Source organism: Amycolatopsis sp. NBC_00438, from assembly GCF_036026695.1.
Taxonomy (GTDB): domain Bacteria; phylum Actinomycetota; class Actinomycetes; order Mycobacteriales; family Pseudonocardiaceae; genus Amycolatopsis.
Window position 1 is genome coordinate 2179095 of the sequence record NZ_CP107923.1, and the last position, 22007, is coordinate 2201101.

Annotated in this window: 26 protein-coding genes; 18 read left to right on the top strand and 8 right to left on the bottom strand. The window is 71.0% G+C overall.

Translation table 11 applies throughout. The features are described 5' to 3' along the window. The first annotated feature begins 6 nt into the window (after positions 1-6). Positions 7-930 carry a pyridoxal 5'-phosphate synthase lyase subunit PdxS gene (gene pdxS / locus OG494_RS10240; RefSeq protein WP_328454271.1) on the top strand — a complete coding sequence of 308 codons (924 nt, stop codon included), beginning with the start codon at positions 7-9 and terminating at the stop codon, positions 928-930. A 4-nt stretch (positions 931-934) separates the two neighbouring features. On the opposite strand, the gene OG494_RS10245 is transcribed toward pdxS, so the two are convergent. Continuing rightward, positions 935-1498 (bottom strand): helix-turn-helix domain-containing protein, encoded by a 564-nt coding sequence (locus OG494_RS10245; protein WP_328454273.1) that lies wholly within the window; start codon positions 1496-1498, stop codon positions 935-937. Positions 1499-1566: 68 nt separating this feature from the next. Here OG494_RS10245 and OG494_RS10250 point away from each other — a divergent pair, with 68 nt between their 5' ends. The 5 genes from OG494_RS10250 to OG494_RS10270 all read left to right on the top strand — a co-directional run bounded on the left by OG494_RS10250 (position 1567) and on the right by OG494_RS10270 (position 4830). Beyond that, positions 1567-2283: an AzlC family ABC transporter permease gene (locus OG494_RS10250; protein WP_328454275.1), complete on the top strand. Its 717-nt coding sequence runs from the start codon at positions 1567-1569 to the stop codon at positions 2281-2283. After that, positions 2283-2603 carry an AzlD domain-containing protein gene (locus OG494_RS10255; RefSeq protein ID WP_328454277.1) on the top strand — a complete coding sequence of 107 codons (321 nt, stop codon included), beginning with the start codon at positions 2283-2285 and terminating at the stop codon, positions 2601-2603. The genes OG494_RS10250 and OG494_RS10255 overlap by 1 nt, the downstream gene beginning before the upstream one ends. A gap of 107 nt (positions 2604-2710) precedes the next feature. Beyond that, positions 2711-3331, top strand: a complete 621-nt coding sequence (gene pdxT, locus OG494_RS10260; protein WP_328454279.1) for a pyridoxal 5'-phosphate synthase glutaminase subunit PdxT — start codon at positions 2711-2713, stop codon at positions 3329-3331. A 55-nt stretch (positions 3332-3386) separates the two neighbouring features. Beyond that, entirely contained in the window at positions 3387-4142 is a 756-nt protein-coding gene (locus OG494_RS10265) for a YebC/PmpR family DNA-binding transcriptional regulator (protein WP_328454281.1), read from the top strand. A gap of 136 nt (positions 4143-4278) precedes the next feature. Further along, positions 4279-4830 carry a DUF4262 domain-containing protein gene (locus OG494_RS10270; RefSeq protein WP_328454283.1) on the top strand — a complete coding sequence of 184 codons (552 nt, stop codon included), beginning with the start codon at positions 4279-4281 and terminating at the stop codon, positions 4828-4830. A gap of 1 nt (position 4831) precedes the next feature. On the opposite strand, the gene OG494_RS10275 is transcribed toward OG494_RS10270, so the two are convergent. Then, positions 4832-5272, bottom strand: a complete 441-nt coding sequence (locus OG494_RS10275; protein ID WP_328454285.1) for a cupin domain-containing protein — start codon at positions 5270-5272, stop codon at positions 4832-4834. 71 nt (positions 5273-5343) lie between these two features. Here OG494_RS10275 and ruvC point away from each other — a divergent pair, with 71 nt between their 5' ends. From ruvC to OG494_RS10315, 8 genes are all read left to right on the top strand, one after another. Then, positions 5344-5961, top strand: a complete 618-nt coding sequence (gene ruvC, locus OG494_RS10280; RefSeq protein WP_328454287.1) for a crossover junction endodeoxyribonuclease RuvC — start codon at positions 5344-5346, stop codon at positions 5959-5961. Then, positions 5958-6551, top strand: coding sequence for a Holliday junction branch migration protein RuvA (gene ruvA / locus OG494_RS10285; RefSeq protein ID WP_328454289.1), 594 nt, complete (start codon positions 5958-5960; stop codon positions 6549-6551). The genes ruvC and ruvA overlap by 4 nt, the downstream gene beginning before the upstream one ends. 9 nt (positions 6552-6560) lie before the next feature. Next, a complete protein-coding gene (ruvB, locus tag OG494_RS10290) occupies positions 6561-7634 on the top strand; it encodes a Holliday junction branch migration DNA helicase RuvB (RefSeq protein WP_328454292.1) in 1074 nt (357 codons plus the stop codon). A 120-nt stretch (positions 7635-7754) separates the two neighbouring features. Next, on the top strand, positions 7755-8165 hold the full coding sequence (yajC, locus tag OG494_RS10295; protein ID WP_328454294.1) for a preprotein translocase subunit YajC: 411 nt from the start codon (positions 7755-7757) through the stop codon (positions 8163-8165). A 221-nt stretch (positions 8166-8386) separates the two neighbouring features. Then, the gene (gene secD, locus OG494_RS10300; RefSeq protein ID WP_328454296.1) at positions 8387-10195 is read left to right on the top strand and encodes a protein translocase subunit SecD; all 1809 of its coding nucleotides are present in this window, start codon (positions 8387-8389) and stop codon (positions 10193-10195) included. Position 10196: 1 nt separating this feature from the next. Continuing rightward, on the top strand, positions 10197-11423 hold the full coding sequence (gene secF / locus OG494_RS10305) for a protein translocase subunit SecF (protein ID WP_328454298.1): 1227 nt from the start codon (positions 10197-10199) through the stop codon (positions 11421-11423). A 1-nt stretch (position 11424) separates the two neighbouring features. After that, on the top strand, positions 11425-11943 hold the full coding sequence (locus OG494_RS10310) for an adenine phosphoribosyltransferase (protein ID WP_328454300.1): 519 nt from the start codon (positions 11425-11427) through the stop codon (positions 11941-11943). A gap of 193 nt (positions 11944-12136) precedes the next feature. Further along, complete coding sequence (locus OG494_RS10315) at positions 12137-14491, top strand: RelA/SpoT family protein (RefSeq protein ID WP_328454302.1); 2355 nt, start codon at positions 12137-12139, stop codon at positions 14489-14491. A 108-nt stretch (positions 14492-14599) separates the two neighbouring features. Here OG494_RS10315 and OG494_RS10320 read toward each other — a convergent pair whose 3' ends face one another. After that, positions 14600-14980, bottom strand: coding sequence for a hypothetical protein (locus OG494_RS10320; RefSeq protein ID WP_328454304.1), 381 nt, complete (start codon positions 14978-14980; stop codon positions 14600-14602). Positions 14981-15201: 221 nt separating this feature from the next. On the opposite strand from OG494_RS10320, the gene OG494_RS10325 reads away from it, so the two are divergent. From OG494_RS10325 to OG494_RS10335, 3 genes are read left to right on the top strand one after another with little or no spacing between them, the layout of a single operon-like run. Beyond that, positions 15202-15855, top strand: coding sequence for a hypothetical protein (locus OG494_RS10325; RefSeq protein ID WP_328454306.1), 654 nt, complete (start codon positions 15202-15204; stop codon positions 15853-15855). A gap of 23 nt (positions 15856-15878) precedes the next feature. Beyond that, positions 15879-17558, top strand: coding sequence for a hypothetical protein (locus OG494_RS10330; protein ID WP_328454308.1), 1680 nt, complete (start codon positions 15879-15881; stop codon positions 17556-17558). Next, positions 17558-17899 (top strand): hypothetical protein, encoded by a 342-nt coding sequence (locus tag OG494_RS10335; RefSeq protein ID WP_328454310.1) that lies wholly within the window; start codon positions 17558-17560, stop codon positions 17897-17899. The genes OG494_RS10330 and OG494_RS10335 overlap by 1 nt, the downstream gene beginning before the upstream one ends. Before the next feature lie 6 nt (positions 17900-17905). On the opposite strand, the gene OG494_RS10340 is transcribed toward OG494_RS10335, so the two are convergent. Then, positions 17906-18691, bottom strand: coding sequence for an alpha/beta fold hydrolase (locus tag OG494_RS10340; RefSeq protein ID WP_328454312.1), 786 nt, complete (start codon positions 18689-18691; stop codon positions 17906-17908). Between the two features lie 74 nt (positions 18692-18765). Here OG494_RS10340 and OG494_RS10345 point away from each other — a divergent pair, with 74 nt between their 5' ends. Then, the gene (locus OG494_RS10345) at positions 18766-19545 is read left to right on the top strand and encodes an enoyl-CoA hydratase/isomerase family protein (protein WP_328454314.1); all 780 of its coding nucleotides are present in this window, start codon (positions 18766-18768) and stop codon (positions 19543-19545) included. Positions 19546-19644: 99 nt separating this feature from the next. Here the strand turns inward: OG494_RS10345 and OG494_RS10350 are convergent, their stop codons facing one another. The 4 genes from OG494_RS10350 to OG494_RS10365 form a co-directional block, all read right to left on the bottom strand. Continuing rightward, positions 19645-19932, bottom strand: a complete 288-nt coding sequence (locus tag OG494_RS10350) for a hypothetical protein (RefSeq protein ID WP_328454316.1) — start codon at positions 19930-19932, stop codon at positions 19645-19647. Between the two features lie 9 nt (positions 19933-19941). Continuing rightward, entirely contained in the window at positions 19942-20382 is a 441-nt protein-coding gene (locus OG494_RS10355) for a glycoside hydrolase family 88 protein (protein ID WP_328454318.1), read from the bottom strand. 16 nt (positions 20383-20398) lie between these two features. Then, the gene (locus tag OG494_RS10360; RefSeq protein WP_328454320.1) at positions 20399-20941 is read right to left on the bottom strand and encodes a hypothetical protein; all 543 of its coding nucleotides are present in this window, start codon (positions 20939-20941) and stop codon (positions 20399-20401) included. A 95-nt stretch (positions 20942-21036) separates the two neighbouring features. Further along, positions 21037-21939 (bottom strand): LysM peptidoglycan-binding domain-containing protein, encoded by a 903-nt coding sequence (locus OG494_RS10365; RefSeq protein WP_328454322.1) that lies wholly within the window; start codon positions 21937-21939, stop codon positions 21037-21039. Positions 21940-22007: the final 68 nt, after the last annotated feature.

The following is a 22007-nucleotide window of genomic DNA, read 5'->3' on the forward strand; positions in this document are numbered from 1 at the left end:
CTCGTCGTGCCCGAGCAGCAGACCACTCCCCAGAACGGCTCCGTCCAGTCGGTCACCGGCACCGCCAAGGTGAAGCGCGGCATGGCCGAGATGCTCAAGGGCGGCGTGATCATGGACGTGGTCACCGCCGAGCAGGCGAAGATCGCCGAAGACGCCGGCGCGGTCGCGGTGATGGCGCTCGAGCGCGTACCGGCCGACATCCGCGCCCAGGGCGGTGTGGCGCGGATGAGCGACCCGGACCTGATCGACGCGATCATCGAGACGGTCTCGATCCCGGTCATGGCGAAGGCCCGCATCGGCCACTTCGTCGAGGCGCAGGTGCTGCAGTCCCTGGGTGTCGACTACGTGGACGAGTCCGAAGTGCTGACCCCGGCCGACTACGCCAACCACATCGACAAGTGGGCGTTCACCGTCCCCTTCGTCTGCGGCGCGACCAACCTGGGCGAGGCCCTGCGCCGGATCACCGAGGGCGCGGCGATGATCCGCTCCAAGGGTGAGGCCGGCACCGGCGACGTCTCCAACGCCACCACGCACATGCGCAAGATCCGCGGCGAGATCCGCAAGCTGACGTCGCTGCCGGAGGACGAGCTGTTCGTCGCGGCTAAGGAGCTGCAGGCGCCGTACGAGCTGGTGCGCGAGGTGGCGCAGGCCGGCAAGCTCCCGGTGGTGCTGTTCACCGCGGGCGGCATCGCCACCCCGGCCGACGCGGCGATGATGATGCAGCTGGGCGCCGAGGGCGTGTTCGTCGGCTCGGGCATCTTCAAGTCCGGCAACCCGGCGCAGCGCGCCGAGGCGATCGTCAAGGCCACGACGTTCCACGACGACCCGGACGTGCTGGCGAAGGTCTCGCGCGGGCTGGGCGAGGCCATGGTCGGCATCAACGTCGAGGAGATCCCGGAGCCCCACCGCCTCGCCGAGCGCGGCTGGTGACCTCCTAGATGTACTCGGAGATCTCGACGCCGTAAGTGCCCGGCTCGAGGGCTTCGAAGATGTGCGGGACGTCGCCGGGGTAGGAGATGTAGTCGCCGGGCAGCAGCTCCTCCGGTGCCTCCAGGACGCCCACCCTGGCGCGTCCCGCGCACAGCACGATGTGCTCCATCACGCCGGTCATGTGCGGGTCGGACCGCCGCGGCGTGCCCGGCTCGGCGCGGATCAGGTACACGTCCCGCCGGGCCGACGGGGGACACGCCGACAGCAGCGTGCAGGCGTAGTCGGCGTGTTCGGCGAACACCGTGGGCCCCTTGCCGGCCCGGATCACCCGGACCTTCGGCCGGTCCGGCTCCACCAGCCGCGAGAACGGCACGTCGAGCGCGACGCCGAGCGCCCACAAGGTCTCGACGCTCGGGTTGCCGGTGCCGGACTCCAGCTGCGAGAGCGTCGACTTGGCCAGGCCGGCGCGCCGCGCCACCTCGGTCAGGGACAGGCCCGCGCGGGTCCGTTCGCGGCGCAGCGAGGCCGCGATGATCTCCAGGGGCGCGCCCGTGGTTTCTTGCGCCATGCCGTTCGCTCCATCGGTCTTTCTGTTCGCCTTGACGAACACGGGTCCCGTTGTTCACCATAGAACACATGCGTTCGATATGGCGAACACTCGATCGGGCTCTCGCCCGGGACATCGGTCTGGTCTGCCTGGCCGATTGTCTCGTGGGGGTGTCCTACGGCGCGATCGCGGTGGGCTCCGGCTTCCCGATCTGGGCGCCGATGGTGATGTCCCTGCTGGTCTTCGCGGGGGCGTCCCAGTTCATGTTCATCGGGATCGTGGCCTCCGGGGGCAATCCGTTCGCCGCCGTGCTGGCCGGGCTGCTCGTCAACGCGCGGCACCTGCCGTTCGGGTTCGCGCTCGGCGACGTCCTGGGCAAACGGTGGGGCGCGCGGCTGGCCGGCAGCCACCTGATGATCGACGAGTCGGTGGCGTTCGCGCTGGCCCAGGAGGAGCGGCAGCGGCGTCGCGCGGCCTACTGGGCCTGCGGGATCGGCCTGTTCGCCTGCTGGAACCTCGGCGTCGTCGTCGGGGCGTTCGCCGGCACCGCGATCAGCGACACCGACGCGTTCGGGCTGGACGCGGCGTTCCCCGCGGTCCTGCTGGCGCTGGTCCTGCCGTCCCTGCGCGACCGCGCGGCCCGGTTGCCGGTGCTGCTGGGCGTGGTCGTCGCCCTGGTCGCGACGCCGTTCCTGCCCGCCGGCCTGCCGGTGCTGCTCGCCCTGGCCGGCGTCGTCGCCGGGGTCGCGGCGCGCGAACCCCAGCCCGGGTCCGAGCCCGGGGCCGAACCGCAGGAGGTCCGCTGATGGACGGCGCCGAACTGCTCATCGGCACGATCGTGCTGGCCGTGGGCACCTTCGCCTTCCGGCTCGCCGGCCCGCTGCTGCGCGAGCGGGTGAAGCTGTCGCCGCGCGCCGAACGGCTCATGGTGCTCGGCGCGGTGGTGCTGCTGGCGGCACTGGTCGCGGTGAGCGCCCTGACCGAAGGCCACTCGTTCGCCGGCTTCGCCCGGCCCGCCGGGGTGCTGGCCGGGGGAGTCCTGGCCTGGCGCAAGGCCCCGTTCGTGCTGGTCGTCGTCGCGGCCGCCGCGACGGCCGCCCTGCTGCGCCTCGCCGGCGTCCCCTGACCCGCGTCCCGTCCGGTTACGCTCCGGGACCGGGCGCGCGCTGACCTGACGCTCCGCCGCTGCGGGTCTGCGTCTAGGCTGGTGGGAAGGGTCTTTCGGGAGGTTGGGTGTCGTCCAAGCCGGTCGTCGGTGTGCTCGCCATGCAGGGTGCCGTGCGCGAGCACGTCGCGATGCTGGAAGAAGCGGGCGCGCGGGCGGTGCCGGTGCGGCGGGCCACCGAGCTGTCCGAAGTGGACGGTCTGGTGCTGCCCGGCGGCGAGTCGACCACGATGTCCCGGTTGCTCGAGACGTTCGAGCTGCTGGAACCGCTGCGCGCGCGGATCGCCGGCGGGCTGCCCGCGTTCGGCTCGTGCGCCGGGATGATCCTGCTGGCGCGCCAGACCCTCGACGGGCGGCCGGACCAGCAGCAGCTCGGCGGGCTCGACGTGGTCGTCCGGCGCAACGCCTTCGGCAGGCAGGTCGACTCCTTCGAGGCCGACCTGGACTTCGCCGGGGTCGGCGGTGGCGGCGTGCACGCGGTGTTCATCCGGGCTCCGTGGGTCGAGAAGGCCGGTGACGGCGTCGAGGTACTGGCCACGGTCAGCGGCGTCCCCGGCCTGGGCGACGAGGCCGCTAGGATCGTCGCGGTCCGGCAAGGGGCGGTGCTGGCGACCGCGTTCCACCCGGAACTGACGCCCGACGTGCGGGTGCACCGGTTGTTCGTCGACCTCGTGCGACAGGCTGCTTGAGACAGGCTGCTTGAGACGCGGTGCCCGGCCGGGGTACGGAACAGATGGAGGAGAGATGAGCGGCCACTCCAAGTGGGCCACCACGAAACACAAGAAGGCCAACCTCGACGCGAAGCGCGGCAAGCTCTTCGCTCGGTTGATCAAGAACATCGAGGTGGCCGCGCGGACCGGCACCGGTGGTGGCGACCCGGACGGCAACCCCACGCTCTACGACGCCATCCAGAAGGCGAAGAAGAACTCGGTTCCGCAGGACAACATCGAGCGCGCCCGCAAGCGCGGTGGTGGTGAAGAGGCCGGCGGCGCCGACTGGCAGAACATCACGTACGAGGGTTACGGCCCCAACGGCGTGGCGGTGCTGATCGAGTGCCTCACCGACAACAAGAACCGCGCCGCGATGGAGGTCCGCACCGCGCTCACGCGCAACGGCGGCTCCCTCGCCGACCCGGGCTCGGTCGCCTACATGTTCAACCGCAAGGGCGTCGTGATCATGCCGAAGGCGGACGCCACCGAGGACGACGTCCTCATGGCGGTCCTCGACGCGGGCGCCGAGGAGGTCAACGACCTCGACGAGAGCTTCGAGATCGTCTCCGAGGGCGGCGACCTGGTCCCGGTGCGCAAGGCACTGCAGGAGGCCGGGTTCGAGTACGAGTCGGCGGAAATGACGTTCCTCCCGACGGTCAGCGTCCCCCTGGACGCGGACGGCGCGAAGAAGGTCTTCAAGCTGATCGACGCGCTCGAGGATTGCGACGACGTCCAGAACGTCTACGCGAACTTCGACGTTTCGGATGAAGTGCTCGCCGAGGTCGGCTGACGAACCACCGCGAAAAGAGATGCGCCGCGGACATCACCCGCGGCGCATTTCTTTTCCCTTGTCCCGCAACGCATCCCGGCCCGATCGGCAACTTTAGGCGCCCGGGTACTGGGCTGCGGCGGGCTCGTCAGGCAGAATGTGCGCCGTGACCTCGACGACGCACGCCGCCTCCGCCGAAATCGCCGCCGACCTGACGGCGGACGAACAGCGCCTGGTCGAATGGATCGAGACGCAGGCCAAGGAACGCGGGAACGCGGTCGTCACGGTCGCCGGCGACGACGAGGGTGCCGGCTACTGCTTCACCGCCTGCGCGTGGGCGCTGCACAACGTGCCCGAGGCCGTCGTCGTCGGGCTGCCCGACCAGATGGGCCAGGTCCTGCTCGACGCGTACGTCGACCGCGCGGCCAACGGCGAGATCTTCGAGGTCGGCCAGCGCTACGACAACTTCTTCGACGGCGTCCCGGTGGTCCTCGAGCGGGTCGCCAAGGGGCACTACCCCGAGTACTTCGGCACCGCGTTCCTCATCTACCCGGACGGCGACTTCCCGGCGCTGCAGCTGATCGTCGCCACACCGGAGGGCAAATTCCCGTGGCACCCCGACGCGCCCGAGGGCTTCGCGAAGTGGCAGCTCGTGCTCACCGAGAGCGGCGACCCGGAGAGCTGGACCCCGGGCGTCGACGGCCCCTGAATCAGAACTTTCCCAGGTCGGTGGCCGCGGCAGGGTACTGCAGCGCGAGATCGGCCGCCGCGGCGAACTCCACGCAGTCGTCCGTGTAGGGCGGCACCACCACCGTGCCCAGCAGGCTCCACGCGCCCCGCGTGATCGTCGCCTGCCAGGTCCCCGCGGGCACCACGACCTGCGGCCGTTCCCCGGCCGCGACGTCGGCGCCGAGCACCGGCCGCTCGACCGAGCCGTCCGGGTGGAGCAGCAGCATCGCGGCCGGCGCGCCCGCATGGTGCGCGTACACCTCCACCCGGTCCAGCCGGTGCGGTGCCGAGGACTCGGGCGCGACGAGCAGGTAGTAGATCGCGGACCCGGTGTCGGACCGCCAGCTCTGCGCCCACCGCCCGCCTTCGACGGGCAGCGGCTGAAGTCCCAGGTGGGTGATGAAATCCTTCGGCTCCGGCATGTCAGCCATCCTGCCGCAGGCCTGCCCAGTAGCCTCAGGCTCGAACTGATGTTCGCGGCGGGAGGACAAGCGTGCGAGTGCTCGGGGTCGACCCCGGATTGACCAGGTGCGGCCTGGGCGTGGTCGACGGCGGCAAGGGCCGGGTCGTCCGGTGCGTGGCCGTGGACGTCGTGCGCACGCCGCCCGACGCCGATCTCGCGCACCGCCTGCTCGGCATCTCCGACGAGGTCGAGCGCTGGCTGGACAAGTACAAGCCGGCCGCGGTCGCCGTCGAGCGGGTGTTCGCGCAGCAGAACGTCCGGACCGCGATGGGTACCGCGCAGGCCGGCGGCGTCGTCGCGCTGGCCGCCGCGCGCCGGGGCCTGCCGGTCGTGTTCCACACCCCCAGCGAGGTCAAGGCCGCCGTCAGCGGGTCCGGCCGGGCCGACAAGGCCCAGGTCACCGCCATGGTGATGCGGTTGCTCAACCTCGAGGTCGCGCCGCACCCCGCCGACGCCGCGGACGCGCTCGCGCTGGCCATCTGCCACCTCTGGCGGGAGCCGATGCGGGCCCGGCTCGCCGAGGCCGAAGCCCGCGCGGCCGAGATGGCCCGCACGCACAAGGCGCGGCTGGCCGCGGCCGCCAAGCAAGCCACTGTCAGGAAGCCCCCGTTGAAGTCCGCCGTGAAGAAGCCTGGAGCAGCACGATGATCTCGTCCGTACGCGGAGAAGTCCTGTCGGTCGGCCTGGACCACGTCGTGGTCGAGGTCGGCGGGGTCGGCTTCGCGGTGCAGGCCACCCCGGCGACCCTGGCCACCCTGCGCCGCGGCGAAGAGGCCCGGCTGCACACCGCCCTGATCGTGCGCGAGGACTCGCTGACGCTGTTCGGGTTCGCCGACGCCGACGCGCGGGAGCTGTTCGGGCTGCTGCAGACGGTGTCCGGGATCGGGCCGCGGCTCGCGCTGGCCACCCTCGCCGTGCTCGACCCCGACAAGCTGCGCGGCGCGCTGGTCGAAGGCAACATCACCGTGCTCACGTCGGTGCCCGGCATCGGCCGCAAGGGCGCCGAGCGGCTCACCCTGGAGCTGCGGGACAAGGTCACCGCGCTCGGCGCCGGGGACGCGCCGGCCGTCACGGCCCCCGGCGCGTTGCGCGCCGAGGTCGTCGAGGCGCTCGCCGGGCTCGGGTTCCCGGCGAAGCAGGCCGAGCAGGCCGTGGACCAGGTGCTCGCCGACGGTGACGGCCACACGACGTCGAGCGTGCTGCGCGCTTCGCTGACCACTCTCGGCCGGAAGCGGTAGGGCGCCTTGATGGACCATGACGCCGTGACCGAGGAAGAGGACGACGCCCTCTCGGCGTGGGCCCAGACCGGCGAGGAGAACGTCGAGGGCACGCTGCGGCCCCGTCGGCTCGACGAGTTCGTCGGCCAGCCGCGGGTCCGCGAGCAGCTGGAGCTGGTGCTGGAGAGCGCGCGGCGGCGCGGGGTGCCGCCCGACCACGTCCTGCTGTCCGGCCCGCCCGGGCTGGGCAAGACGTCGATGGCGATGATCGTCGCGGCCGAGCTGGGCGCGGCGCTCAGGATCACGTCCGGGCCGGCCCTGGAACGGGCCGGCGACCTCGCCGCGATGCTGTCCAACCTCGCGCCCGGCGACGTCCTGTTCATCGACGAGATCCACCGGATCGCCCGCCCCGCCGAGGAGATGCTCTACCTGGCGATGGAGGACTTCCGGGTCGACGTCGTGGTCGGCAAGGGCCCGGGCGCCACGAGCATCCCGCTGGAGATCGCGCCGTTCACGCTGGTCGGGGCGACCACCCGGTCCGGCTCACTGACCGGCCCGCTGCGCGACCGGTTCGGCTTCACCGGCCAGATGGAGTTCTACAGCGACACCGAGCTGGAGCTGATCGTCCGGCGGGCCGCGACGATCCTCGACATCCCGATCGACCGCGACGGCTGCGCCGAGATTGCCGGCCGCTCGCGGGGCACACCCCGGATCGCGAACCGGCTGCTGCGGCGCGTGCGCGACTACGCCGAGGTCCGCGCCGACGGCAAGGTGACCGTGGCGATCGCCCGGGCCGCGCTGGCCGTCTACGACGTCGACGAGCTGGGCCTCGACCGGCTCGACCGGGCCGTGCTCACCGCCCTGACCAAGTCGTTCGGCGGCGGGCCGGTCGGCATCTCGACCCTGGCGGTCGCCGTGGGGGAGGAGGCGACCACCGTGGAAGAGGTGTGTGAGCCCTACCTCGTGCGCGCCGGTATGCTCGCCCGCACCCCGCGCGGCCGGGTCGCCACCGCGACCGCGTGGGAACACCTCGGTCTGGTGCCGCCCGCCGACCACCCGGGGCGCCCCGACCAGGGCGGATCGGCGCCGTTCCAGCAGGACTGAGCGGCCCGTACCGGCGGGTGGGTGCTGGCGTCCGCGCCGGTACCTGGCACACTCGACAGGAGCACACCACCCAAAAACCGGACATTTCGGCTGGGCCCGGAGTCCGTCGAACGGAGAATCATGCAAAACCTTTTGCTGCCACTGCTGCTCGTGCTCGTCCTCGCCGTGCCGCTGGTGATGAGCTCGCGCAAGCAGAAGAAGCAGCAGGCGGCGCAGCAGGACCTGCAGAGCAGCCTGGCGCCCGGTGACCGCGTGATGACCACTTCCGGTCTTTACGGCACCGTCGCCGACACCTCGGGCGACAACACGATCGACATCGAGATCGCCCCGGGCGTCGTCACCACCTGGCTGCGCCTCGCGGTCCGCGAGAAGGTCGAGCCGGTCGTCGAGACCGACGAGGACTCGGTCGGCGAGGTGTCGTCGGACGCCCCGGCCGAGGAGTCGATCATCGAGTCGAGCTCCGGCATCAAGGACGACGAGCCGGCCACGACCGCGCAGGTCGCGCCCCCGCTGGAGCACGGCAAGAAGTAAGGCCCCGCGCCTCCCCTGGGCAGGGCGCGAAACCTCCGACGAAAGTCGGTATGGCCGCAACGCCGGGCTCACGCAGCACCGAGTAGTGTCTCGGTGCTGCGTGCGTGTCCGCCGTCATACCCGTGCCCGGGAGTGAATCGCACACAGTCCCGGCCCGGAAACCCTCCGGGCGGGCACCGCAACGTCGGGGTTCCCACCCAGTCCGAGGAGACCGAAGCACCGTGGCAGCATCGGCCGGGCATCTCCGCCCGGGACGCTATCTCGCCCTGTTCGCCTTGATCGTGATCGTGCTGTACGCGCTGGTGTTCCTCACCGGCAACCACAAGCCGACCCCGAAGCTGGGCATCGACCTGCAGGGCGGCACCCGGGTCACGCTCACCGCCCGTACCCCGGACGGTGGCCAGCCGACCCGGGAGTCCCTGAACCAGGCGCGCCAGATCATCGAGCGCCGTGTCAACGGGATCGGCGTCGGTGGCACCGAGGTCCTCCTCGACGGCAACAACGTCGTGATCACCGTCCCCGGCGAGCAGGGTGACCAGGCGAAGAACCTGGGCAAGACGGCCAAGCTGGGCTTCCGGAAGGTCGTCGCCAACGCGACGCAGCCGGTCGTGCCCCCGCAGACCACGCCGCCGACCGGCGTTCCGACCGGGACGCAGGCCCCGACGTCGGGCACCCCGAGCAAGCCCCCGGCGTCCTCCGGCGCGCCGGTCGCCAGCTCGAGCGCTCCGCCGTCCAGCCCGGCCGCCGGTGGTGGCGGTGCTCCCGCCGCCGCGCCCGCGCAGGCGCCGAGCACCACCCCGGCCCCGCCGAGCACCACGCCGCCGCCCGCGTCGAGCCAGGCCCCGGCCCCGGCCCCGGTGGACGGTTCGGTCGACGCCGACACCGCGAAGCAGATCCAGGCCGCGAAGGCCGTCCGGCAGAACCCGCAGATGATCGGCGCCGACGGCAACCCGAACCAGGAGCTCGTCGCCCAGGCGATGGCGGCGATCACCTGCGCGCCGAACGCCAAGGACCCCCTCGAGGGCAACGACGACCCCAAGCTGCCGCTGGTCGCCTGCGGTGACCACGACACGTACAAGTACCTGCTGGAGCCGGAGTTCCTGCCGGGTACCGAGATCGCCGACTCGAGCTCGGGCTACGACCAGCAGCGCGGCCAGTGGGTGGTGAACCTCAGCTTCAAGAGCGAGGGCACCAAGATCTGGGCGGACTTCACCTCGAAGAACACCAACCAGCAGGCCGCGTTCGTGCTCGACACGCAGGTCGTGTCCGCGCCGAACATCCAGGTCGCGATCCTGGACGGCAACACCCAGATCACCGGCAAGTTCACCCAGTCCGAGGCGAAGGACCTCTCGGACATCCTGAAGTACGGCTCGCTGCCGCTGTCGTTCGCTTCCTCGGACGCGACCACGGTGTCGGCCACGCTGGGCCTGGCCTCGCTGCAGGCCGGCCTGATCGCCGGCGGCATCGGCCTGCTGGTGGTCTTCATCTACTGCCTGTTCTACTACCGGCTGCTCGGCGTGCTCACCATCCTGTCGCTGGCGCTGTCCTTCTCGCTGGTGTTCGCGGTGCTGGTGCTGCTCGGGCGCTGGATCGGCTACACGCTGGACCTGGCGGGCATCGCCGGCCTGATCATCGCCATCGGCATCACGGCGGACTCGTTCGTCATCTACTTCGAACGAATAAAGGACGAGATCCGGGAGGGCCGGACGTTCCGGTCCGCGGTGCCGCGCGGCTGGACCCGCGCCCAGCGCACGATTCTGGCTTCGGACGCGGTGAGCTTCCTGGCCGCGGCGATCCTGTACATCATCGCGGTCGGCGACGTCCAGGGCTTCGCGTTCACCCTCGGCATGTCCACGGTGCTCGACCTGGTGATCGTCTACCTGGTGACGCACCCGCTGGTCGCGATCGCGTCCACGTCGAAGTCGAAGTTCCTGTCCAATCCCAAGTACCTGGGCCTGGGTGCCGTGCAGCAAGTGGGTTCGCAGCGCAAGTCGGCTTCGGTCGGCCGCGCGAACGTGAAGGAGGCCTGACGTGGGCGTCGAGGAACTGGGCAGGGACGCCGACGGCGACATGAAGGTCGCGGCGAAACCCGGCAAGAAGGAAAGCATCTTCCGCCGCCTCTACGTCGGCAGCGGCGCGTTCGACGTCGTCGGCAAGCGCAAGCGCTGGTACATCTTCTTCGCCGCGCTGGTGCTGGTGTGCCTCGCGTCGATGATCTTCCGCGGCTTCAACTACGGCATCGAGTTCGAGGGCGGCACGCAGCTGCAGATGCCGGCCAACGGCATCCACGGCGTGATCACCGAGGACCAGGCCAAGGTCTCGTTCGAGAAGGCCCTCGGCCACCCGGCCGCGGAGACGCAGAAGGTCGGCACGGGTGACGCGTCGACCATCCAGATCCGCACCGAGACGCTGGACGCGGCGGACGTCGCCAAGCTCAAGCAGACCCTGTTCCAGGATCTGGGGCCGATCGGCAGTAACAAGCAGCCGAGCGTGCAGGCGATCAGCGACAGCGCGGTCAGCGCGTCCTGGGGTGGGGAGATCTCGCAGAAGGCGCTGATCGCCCTCATCGTGTTCCTCGTCGCGGTGGTCATCTTCCTGGCGATCTACTTCGACCTGCGGATGGCGTCGGCGGCGCTCGTTTCGCTGCTGCACGACATCTTCGTCACCGCGGGTGTGTACTCGCTGATCGGTTTCGAGGTCACGCCGGCGACGGTGATCGGCCTGCTGACGATCCTCGGGTTCTCGCTGTACGACACGGTGGTGGTGTTCGACAAGGTCCGCGAGAACACGCGCGGCCTGCTCGGGCTGACCCGCCGCACGTTCGGCGAAGCCGCGAACCTGGCGCTGAACCAGACCCTGATGCGGTCGTTCAACACCGCGTTCATCGCGCTGCTGCCGATCCTCGGCCTGCTGATCGTCGGGTACGTGCTGCTCGGCTCCGGCACGCTGCAGGACCTGGCGCTCGTGCAGCTCACCGGCACGATCGTCGGTGTCCTGTCGTCGGTCGCGCTGGCGACGCCGCTGCTGGTCGACTTCAAGATGCGCGACCCGAAGTACCGGCAGCAGGCCGAGCGGGTCCAGCAGCGCCGGGCCAACCAGGAGCGCAAGGCCGCGAGCGACGACTTCGACGCTTCGGACGACGACGCCCTGGCGAAGGAACTGCGCAAGGAGAAGGCGTACGCCGCCGCGGCGAGCGTGCCCACCCGGATCCAGAAGCAGCGCCCGTCGGGCAAGCCGGCCGGGAAGCGGAAGCGCTGACGTGGACCTGGAAAAGGCTCTCGGCCTGATCGCCGAGGTGCCGGACTTTCCCGAGCCCGGCGTGCTGTTCCGCGACCTGAGCCCGATGTTCGCGGACGCGGGCGCGTTCAAAGCCGTGACCGACGCGCTGGCGAGCACCCTCGACCCCCAGGTCGAGGCGCTCGCCGGCGTGGAGGCCCGCGGCTTCCTCCTGGCGGCGGCCGTCGGGTACGCCCGCGGTCTCGGCGTCGTGCTGATCCGCAAGCCGGGCAAGCTGCCGCAGGTCGCGGGCCGGGTGGACTACGCGCTGGAGTACGGCACGGCCACGGTCGAGCTGCCGGCCGGCGTGGTGCGCCCCGGCCAGCGCGTCGCCATCCTGGACGACGTCCTGGCCACGGGCGGCACGGTCGCGGCGACCGCCAAGCTCCTGGAGGACGCGGGCGCGGTCGTCGACAGCGTCTCGGTGGTCCTGGAGCTGGCGGCCCTCGGCGGCCGCCAGGTCCTGGGGGACCGGAAGATCCACGCGCTGCAGGTCTGCTGAACCTGTCTACCGCTGCTTGTCGTGAGTGTTCAGTCGGGTTAGAACCCGACTAAACACTCACGAGGGCGGCGGCGAGAGCGGAACTCCCTGGTCAAGGCGTTTTGATCACCCGCAATGGGCGCACCCGGCGGGGTCGTGGGACCGAGCGGCTACCCTGGGGGTTCGAAGGCCGCACGAGCAGCAGGAGGTGCGGGTGAGCCAGGAGCTCGACGCCGCGGTGCCCGCTCAAGAGGGCGCCCCGCAGAACGGGCAGGCGGCGGCACAGCCCGCGTCGCCGAAGCCGAACGGCGCGGCGCCGAACCCGTCCGCCACGCGACGGGTGCGAGCCCGCCTCGCCCGGCGGATCACCGCCCAGCGCGCCGCCCCGGTCAAGCAGGTCCTGGAACCCCTCGCGGTCATCCACCGCGAACTCCACCCCAACGCCGACCTCGGGTTGCTGCAGCGCGCCTACGACGTCGCCGAGGAGCTGCACCGCAACCAGCGGCGCAAGTCCGGCGACCCGTACATCACGCACCCCCTGGCGGTGGCCACGATCCTCGCCGAGCTGGGCATGGACACCACGACCCTCGTCGCGGCGCTGCTGCACGACACGGTCGAGGACACCGGCTACGCCGTCGAGAGCCTGAAGGCCGACTTCGGCGAGAAGGTCGCCGAGCTGGTCGACGGCGTCACGAAGCTGGACAAGGTCAAGCTCGGCACGTCCGCCGAGGCCGAGACCATCCGCAAGATGGTCATCGCGATGGCCAAGGACCCCCGGGTGCTGGTCATCAAGCTCGCCGACCGGCTGCACAACATGCGCACGATGCGCTTCCTCCCGCCGGAGAAGCAGGCCCGCAAGGCGCGCGAGACCCTCGAGGTCCTCGCCCCGCTGGCCCACCGGCTCGGCATGGCCACGGTGAAGTGGGAGCTGGAGGACCTCGCGTTCGCCATCCTGCAGCCGAAGAAGTACGACGAGATCGTGCGCCTGGTCGCCGACCGGGCACCTTCGCGCGACATCTACCTGCGCTCGGTGATCACCGACCTGACCAGCAACCTCGTGTCGTCGCGGATCACCGCGAAGGTCGAGGGCCGGCCGAAGCACTACTACTCGATCCACCAGAAGATGATCGTCCGCGGCCGCGACCTGGACGACATCCACGACCTGGTCGGCGTGCGGATCCTGGTCGAGGACGTCCGCGACTGCTACGCGGCGATGGGCGTCGTCCACGCGCTGTGGCAGCCGGTGCCCGGCCGCTTCAAGGACTACATCGCGCAGCCGCGGTTCAGCGTCTACCAGTCGTTGCACACCACGGTGATCGGCCCGGACGGCAAGCCCCTCGAGGTGCAGATCCGCACCTACGAGATGCACCGCACGGCCGAGTACGGCATCGCCGCGCACTGGCGGTACAAGGAAACCAAGGGCACGCACAACGGCAACGCCGTGGACGTCGACGAGATGGCGTGGATGCGCCAGCTGCTCGACTGGCAGCGGGAAGCGGCCGACCCGGGCGACTTCCTCGAGTCGCTGCGGTACGAACTGGCCGCGCGCGAGATCTTCGTGTTCACGCCGAAGGGCGACGTCATCACGCTGCCCGTCGAGTCGACCCCGGTCGACTTCGCCTACGCCGTGCACACCGAGGTCGGGCACCGCTGCATCGGCGCCCGCGTCAACGGCCGGCTGGTCGCGCTGGAACGCAAGCTGGAAAACGGCGAAGTCGTCGAGATCTTCACCTCGAAGGCGGAGAACGCCGGCCCGAGCCGCGACTGGCTGCAGTTCGCGGGGTCGCCGAAGGCGCGCGCGAAGATCCGGCAGTGGTTCGCCAAGGAACGCCGTGACGAGGCGATCGAAGGCGGCAAGGAAGCCATCACCAAGGAGATCCGCAAGGTCGGCCTGCCGATCCAGCGGCTCGTCTCCGCGGAATCCATGGGCTCGATCGCCACCGAGCTGCGCCACGCCGACATCTCGTCCCTGTACGCGGCGGTCGGGGAGGGCCACACCAGCGCCAAGCACGTCGTCCAGCGCCTGGTCGCGCTCATCGGCGGCGTCGACGCGGCGGAGGAGGAGCTCGCCGAGCGCGCGACGCCGTCCACCGTCACCCGGCGGCGCGGCTCCAACGACGTCGGCGTGGTGGTCAAGGGCGCGAGCGACGTCTGGGCGAAGCTGGCCCGCTGCTGCACCCCGGTCCCGGGCGACGAGATCCTCGGTTTCGTGACCCGCGGCGGCGGTGTCTCGGTGCACCGCACCGACTGCACCAACGCCGGCGACCTGCAGTCCCAGCCCGAGCGGCTGGTCGAGGTCGAGTGGGCGCCTTCGGCGTCGTCGGTCTTCCTGGTGGCCATCCAGGTCGAGGCCCTCGACCGGCACCGCCTGCTCTCGGACGTGACGAAGGTGCTGGCCGACGAGAAGGTCAACATCCTGTCGGCTTCGGTGACGACGTCCCGCGACCGGGTCGCGGTCAGCCGCTTCTCGTTCGAGATGGGCGACCCGAAGCACCTGGGCCACGTCCTGAAGGTGGTCCGCGGCGTGGAAGGCGTCTACGACGTCTACCGCGTGACGTCGGCTTCGTAGAAGACCAACAGGTTGTGGAAGCCGAGCTGATCGCGGGGCTGTGGTCATAACCGGCTCGACCGGACGCGAAGAAATTGTCGAATGTCGGCTGCCGGCGCATTCCCGGAATCAGAGGCCGTGCCGCCGGATGAGCGGGCCGACCCGGGTCGCCTCGAGCTGCCAGCGTTGTTTCCGGAACCGCAGGACCACGGCGGCCGCCGCGGCACTGCTCACCGTTGCCGACGCCGCCGCGAGAAGCACGCTGCCGCCGGCCATCGACCACCACACCAGCCCGCAGCCGGCGAGCGTCGCGGCGATCAGGAGGGCGGCGGCGAGCCGTGCGGGCTGCCAGACCCAGCGGTCACCCTCGTCGACCGCGGCCTGCAGGGAACGCGCACGGTGCAGGAGTTCGACGTCATCGACGGCCAGTTCCGGGACGCGCCGGGCGGCCTCGGCGCAGAGCCGGCGCTGCCGGCCGGTCGTCATCACCGGCGTTCCGTCACGGGTCACGCTGCACGCTTCCACGGCGCGGCGATAAAGGACCGTCGCCAATTCCCGGCGGATTTCCGGAGCCGCCCCGTCGTTGGTCAATAACCGTTCCAGTTCGGCGATCCGCCGCGAATCCTCTTCGAACAAGATCACTCCCGAAAATGCGGTGCCACGTTCTGTGAGTGCATGCTACGGTCTGCAAATTGCAGGTGGTGGGGAGGCTACCGAAACGGGGAGGTGAAATGCCGGTTCGTGGTCAGCTCGGTTCCCGGCGGCTGGCGATCGCCGTCTTCGCGGCGAACCTCGTCGGCTGCGCCCTGGTGGGCACCACCTGGGTGGTGCTGAACCGCGCGCCGGAACCGGCGCCGCCGGTCGAGCCCGGCCTCGCGCTGGGGGACACCCCGGCCACGCTTTCCTCGCCGCCGCCCGGGATACCGACACCGACGACCGCGGCCGAGGCACCGGCCACGCTGGTCCGGGTGAGCGGGCCGGAAGGGCTCGAGACCGTCATCCCGGCCGGCTGGCCGACGAAGACGCTGCCGGAACCGGGCAGCGTCCAGGCGAGTGATCCGGCGGACTCCCGCCGGATCCTCAAGTTCGGCGGCGCACCGCCGTCCGACGGCTCCGACATCGTGACCTACCACGAGCGGTACGAGCGGCAGATCGCCCGCCGCGCCGGGTACACCCGGCACCGTCTGCGGTCCACGACGCTGCGCGGAGCCGAGGCGGTCGACTGGGAGTTCGCCTGGGACGCGCCCGAAGGCCGGCGCCACGTGCGCGCGTTCTACTGGCGCAGCAACGGGATCGAGTACTACGTCTACGCGCACGGACCCGAGCCGAGCTGGCCGGAGACCGCCGAGGTGGTTCAGCGGATGCTCGACGACGCCACCCCCTGACCCGAGAAACCCGAGGGAGCAGCATGTCCCCAGGCACGGCCGACGACACCACGCGCTACCTGTGCGCGGCCTCCTACCTCGATCCCGCCTACAGCACGCGGGCGATCACCGAGTTCCTCGTCGAGCCCACCCGGCCGGTGCCGCCGTCGCCGGGGCTCGACGCCGGCCGCGTGCTCACCGAGGCGGTGCGGGCGCGGGCCCGCCGGAAGAACTACGACGGGCTGCTGGTCCTGCTGATGGCGATCGTCATCGGGCTGTCGTGGGACAACCCGCTGCTCTACGGCTGGATCGTGCTGTCGGTCGTCCTGGTGGTGGCGCGGTCGGGGAAGGCCGCCTCCGCAGCACAGCGGTCGTTCAACCCGAAGACGATGATCGTCCTCGGGATCGCCGTCCTGGTCGTGGTGGTGCTGCTGCCCTACGCGGACGAGATCTTCGGCTCCGGGAGCCGTTACTCCTCCGACTACTACGACGATTATTCGAACAGCTCCGCGGGTGGTGACACCGCCCGGATCGTCATCGGGGTCGTGCTGGCCCTGATCGTGCTCGTGGTCGTCACGCTCGAACGCTGGTCCCTGTGGAGCCTGCTGACGACGCGTTTCAAGCGCTACGCCGCTCCCGCGGCCGACAGCGGCAGCACCCTCAGCGGGGTGTTCACCGAGGACTTCCGCGAGCAGCTCGCCCGGTACCAGCGGGGCGACGAGTTCGCCGGGGTGCCCGGTGCGCCGCTGGTGGTCTACCGCGGCTACAACCCGTTCGTGGGCGCCGGGTTCCGGCGCGACGCCTGGTCCATGGCGATTCCGCTGGAGCGGCTCGATGAGGACGAGAGCGATCCGGCGACGCACCGGGAGCTCACCACCGAAACGCTGTACGAAGGGATCCGCGAGGCGATCGGGAACCTCCGCCGTTCGGGCTCGCTGTCACCCGACCACCGGCTGGGCGGGCTGACCGTGACCGAAGCGGTGTTCACCCCGGCCGCCGAGCTCGTCGACCACCTGGCCGAGCCGGAAGCCGCGGCCTACCTGCCCGACATCGAGTACCCGCCGCACACCCGGCTGACCGCGGCCGACGTCGACCGGCTCCGGATGGAACCGAAGGAGTGGGCGCGCTACTACCTGTGCTTCCAGGTGGAGACCTGGGACCGGGATCTCGTGCTCACGACGTTCCTGCACGTCGCGGTGGACGAGACGACGCTGTACGTCGAGTGGACGCCGTTCATGCTGCCGCCGATCCGGGCCGACTACCGCGTGGTGGACAAGATGCGGCCGGACTCGCTGCGCCCGCTCGGTCAGGGTTTCCTGGCGTGGCTGGAGATGCCGGCGAGCCTGCCCGGCCGGATCGCGAACCTCGCGTCCTGGATCCGGCGGCCCAAGCGCGAGCCCGGCGTCCTCGACCCGGACCGCTACGGCGCCGCGAGCACCCTGCGCGAGCTCGCATCGGTGAACCTGTTCACCGACTACTTCCAGCTCGTCGACATCGAACGGTACGAGAAGATCATCGAAAGCCGGCTCCTGCCGGCGATCGGCGGCCTGCTCGGCGACGCCGGGTTCTCGACGGCGAAGTTCGAGGAGCAGGCGGCGGTCGTGATCAACAACGACATCACCATCGGCGGCGACAACCGCGCCCCGATCACCCAGACCGGGCAGCGCGGCCCGCGGCCGCGCCCGCCCCGCACCCCCGGCCGCCTGGCCCGGACGGAGGCCTGATGAGGGACCGCGTCACGAACAAGCTCAGCATCGGCGGGGACAACTCCGGGCGGATCACCCAGACCGGCATCGGGGGCGGCGGCGGGGACACCGCGGTCCCGGCGTTGCTCGACCTGGTCGAGCGGCTGGCCGGCGAGGTGCGCGGCAAGGAGCTCGCGAAGCAGGAGGTGCTGGAGGACACCCTGGGCGACCTGGCGGCCGACCTGCGCGCGGGGGACGCGGTGGCGCCGGCGGTGGTGCGCAGCCGCTGGGAGAAGGTCAAGGGCCTGCTGGGCGGCGTGGTGCAGTTCTCCGAACTGGTGGCGAAGATCTCCGACCAGGTGCAGAAGATCTTCACCTGAGCCGGCCTAGAGGACCTTCCGCAGGAGCGCGTTGACGTCGTCGGGGCGTTCGAGTGCGGGCAGGTGGCCGGTGTCGGCGAGTTCCACGAGTTCGGCGTTCGGCAGGGAATCGGCGATGTGCCGGGAAAGCTCGACCAGGCCCAGCGCGTCCGACAGGCCGATCACCACCTGAGCCGGCGTGGCGATCCCGGCCAGCCGGTGTCGGGTGTCCGGGACCCGCTCCGTCCACTGTGGAGCGGTCGACAGGCGGTGGTACACCTGTTCGCACATGTCCCGGACCAGCGCGAGCATTTCGGGCGGCAGCACGGCGACGTCCCGCTCGGGACCCGCGACCAGGTACCGGATGTTGGCCTCGGACATGGCCTTCACGTCCGCCGGGTCGACGTCGCGGGTCAGCTCCGCGATGTCCGCCTGCATGTGGTCGGGCCAGGTGTGCCCGCTGAGGCCGGAGCCGAGCAGCACCAGCCGGGTGACCCGCTCCGGCGCGGCGAGCGCGGTGTCCATCGACACCGCGCCGCCCATCGACGCCCCGACCAGCGTGGCCTGCTCGATCCCCCGGGCATCGAGCAGGGCCAGCAGGTCCTCGTGGTGGGCGAACTCGCCGAGGCCATCGGCGGATTCGCCGAAGCCGCGGCGGTCGTAGCGGATCACCCGGTGGGTGGCGGCGAGCGCGGTGAACTGCGGCTCCCACATCCGGCGGTCGCCGATCGCGGCGTGCAGCAGCACGACCGCGGGCCCTTCGCCCGCTTCGTCGTACCCGAACGTCGTCCCGTTCAACCCGATCGTCGCCATGGGCCCCAAGCTAGCGCCGCGACCGCGTCACACACCCGGGGTTTCGCTCAGGGCGAGAAGCTAATGTGCCAGGCATGACGGACGGATTCGACTTCACGCGCGACGGCGAGGTGGCGCGGCTGACCTTCGCCCGGCCCGAGAAGATGAACGCGATCACCTACGGCATGTGGTCGGCGATCCCGGACGTCGTCGCCGACGTCGAGGCCGATCCCACGCTCAAGGTGCTCGTACTCGCGGGCGGCGGGAAGCACTTCTCGGCGGGCGCGGACATCAGCGAATTCGGCGAGCTGCGCACCACCGCCGACGGCGCGGCGACCTACGACAAAGCCGTCGAAGGCGCGGTGGCCGCGCTGACGTCGATGCGGAAGCCGTCGGTCGCGATGATCCAGGGCAACTGCATCGGCGGCGGCTGCCAGGTGTCGGTCGCCTGCGACTTCCGCTTCGCCGCGGAGGGTTCGCGCTTCGGCATCACGCCGGCGAAGCTCGGCATCGTCTACCACTTCGACTCGACCCGCCAGCTGGTGTCGCTGGTCGGCCCGGCGCACGCGAAGTACTTCCTGCTCTCCGGCGAGCTGATCACGGCCGCCCGGGCCCGCGAGATCGGCCTGCTCAACGACGTCTTCCCGGCCGACGACCTCGAGGCGTCGACGCTGGAGTTCGTGCGGACGCTGTGCTCGCGCTCGCAGGCGTCGGTCCGCGGAATGAACCGGATCATCGAGAAGATCGTCGCCGGCCAGGAGACCTCGGACGCGGAGGTCGAGGAGATCCGGTCCGAGGCCCTGCACGGCGAGGACTACGCGGAGGGCGTCGCGGCTTTCCTGGATCGGCGCCCGCCGAATTTCACCTTTCGCTGATCCGCAATCTGGTGAACCAGCTCGCGTGTCGATCCACTGTCGCCGACGCGCGGAGTGGTGGTTCGACCTGGGCCAGGACCAGGCCCGCGGCGGCGCGTCTCAGCGCCCGGCCCCGGCCGGCTGCTCGTTCAGGTACAGGAACGCGCCGAGGCCGTGGAAGTCGCTGGTGGCGCGCGGCCGGTCGAGGTAGTAGCGGCCGTTGCCGACGTTGGTCCCGACGCTGATGTCGGTGATGGCGGTGGTGCCGTCGGCGGCCTGGGAGAGGTACCGGACGACGCCGACGACGACGGCGCCGCGCTGCGGGGCTGCCGCGTGCAGCGCGTCGACCGTGGCGGCGCCGAACCAGCCGACCGCGCGGCACCACACGTCCGGGGACAACCCCGTCATCGGATCGGCTCAGCTCTGCTTCCGGCGCTCGTCGAACGCGTGGTACAGCAATCCGCTCGGATGGCGCAGACGAGTGAAATAGGTGACGAGCTGGTCAGCCGATTCGGTACTGCTCGCGCCGTCGCCGAATACCTTTCCGTACCGGGCCAGGAATGGGTCGAGCATGAATGCGCCGTCGGCCCACAGCTGCCCGGTCAACCCCGTGTTGTGCATGAATCCGCCGTCGGTGTAACCGGGGCCCAACGACGCGGCGGGGTGCGCGGCTTCGGCGGGTTGCCCGAGCAAGGTCAGTCCGAGAACGGCGGCGAGGACGACGCGAAGTGTTTTCCGGAATGCCAAATAACCCAGCCCCTTTGCTGCGCGGAAAGCGGCGGCGGTGTCGGTCGTCGATCTTCCGCGAAGGTTCCGGAGCCGGTCAACCGCCCGCGGGTGGAAACGGCCGGACAACACCGGACTGATAATATCGTCAGGCGTCCAGGTAATCGCGGAAATGCTCGGCGACGACGTCGGTGACGCCGGCGGGACCGAGCCGGCCGTCGATCTCGATGACCCGGATGCCCAGCTCCCGCGCCGAGCGCACGGCCTGCGCGGCGAGCAGCCGGTCCCGCGTCAGCCGGGTGCGCTGCTCCGGGATCGCGGGCTCCTCCGGCCGGTGCCGCAGCTGGTGCTGGCGGAACAGCTCGGTCGGCACGAGCACGACCATCCGGCCCGGCGAGTCCACCAGCGGCGCGACCAGCTCCGGGCGCAGCCCCCAGCCTTCGGCGAGGATCGGCCGCGGCGACGTCAGCGCCCGCAGGTCCGCCAGGGCGCAGTCGAACCGGTGCCGGACCTCGGTCATCAGCTGCTCGTCGCCGGCCGCGTCCGCGGCGGGCCGGGTCCGGTGGTCGTGGTGGTAGGTCGTCAGGCCGTGCCGCTCCGCGAGCAGCCGGGCGACGGTGGACTTCCCGGTCCACGGGGCGCCGCCGATCCACAGCGCCTTCCGCAGCGTGCCGAAGGGATCCCAGGTCATCACACGACTATCGCGGGCCCGGCGGGCCGATGGCCAGTGTTCCGGCACCGGTTGATCCGTTCAGCGCAGAGTGACCCGGCACGCACGGGCCGGCGTCACTCGCTTTCGTCGTCCACGACGAGCACGGTGGCGTCCGGCTCGTGGGCGGGGCCCAGCCGGAACCGGAACTGTGAGCCGGGGCGGATCGCGGCGATCACCTGGGTGTCGGCCGTGTCGAAGAAGATGATGGAGTGCTCGGCGGTGATCGGCTCGTGCCGCAGCACCACCGGCAGCCGGTCCGATGACTGGTCCGGCCGCGGCAGCGGGACGACCACGGGGATCGGCAGGGTGCCGCTGACCGACCCGGACCCGTCGTCGTCCGCCACGGGCCAGACCGGCTCGAACGGCTCGGGCGGATCGAACGGTTCGAACGACCGGGCCGGTTCGAACGGCTCGGCCGGGTGGACCGGCTCCGCCGGTCGGAACGGCACCGGCGGGACGACTCTCGGCCGGCGTCGCCACCAGAGCCCGGCGATCAGCCCGGTGAGCAGGCCGCCGGTGCCGCTGACCGCGGACGCCAGCCCGGCGCCCAACCCCGGCCCGGCCGCTTCGGGAGCGGCCTGCGCGGCCGGGACGACCGGCGGCACGGCGGGCAGTGGCCCGTACTTCACCGCGGGGTCGCGGGCGTCGTCGGGCAGCTGGAGGACCTGGCCCGGCTCGATCGCCCCCGGATCGTCGAACGGCGTGCCGTCGGGCCGTGGCCTGCCCTTGTTGAGCGTGAAGATCTCCTGGAACCGCTGCCCGTCGCCGAGCGCTTTCTCGGCGATCTTGAACAACGTGATGTCCTCGGGGTTCGCGGCGTGCGGGACGATGAAGTACTTCACCGACGGCGGGGGCGGTGGCGCGGACTGGGCGAGCGCGGGCCCGCCGGCCAGCACCGCGAACAGGGCACCGGCGCAGGCGGCCTGGCCGGTCCTCCCGAGGACGCGGCGCACCGCGGGGACCCGGATTTCGGCCATCGTCGCCCACCCTCTCCCCGGTGGCACAAACGGCCCCGGTGTTCCCCTCTACACGGGGCGGGTGGAGG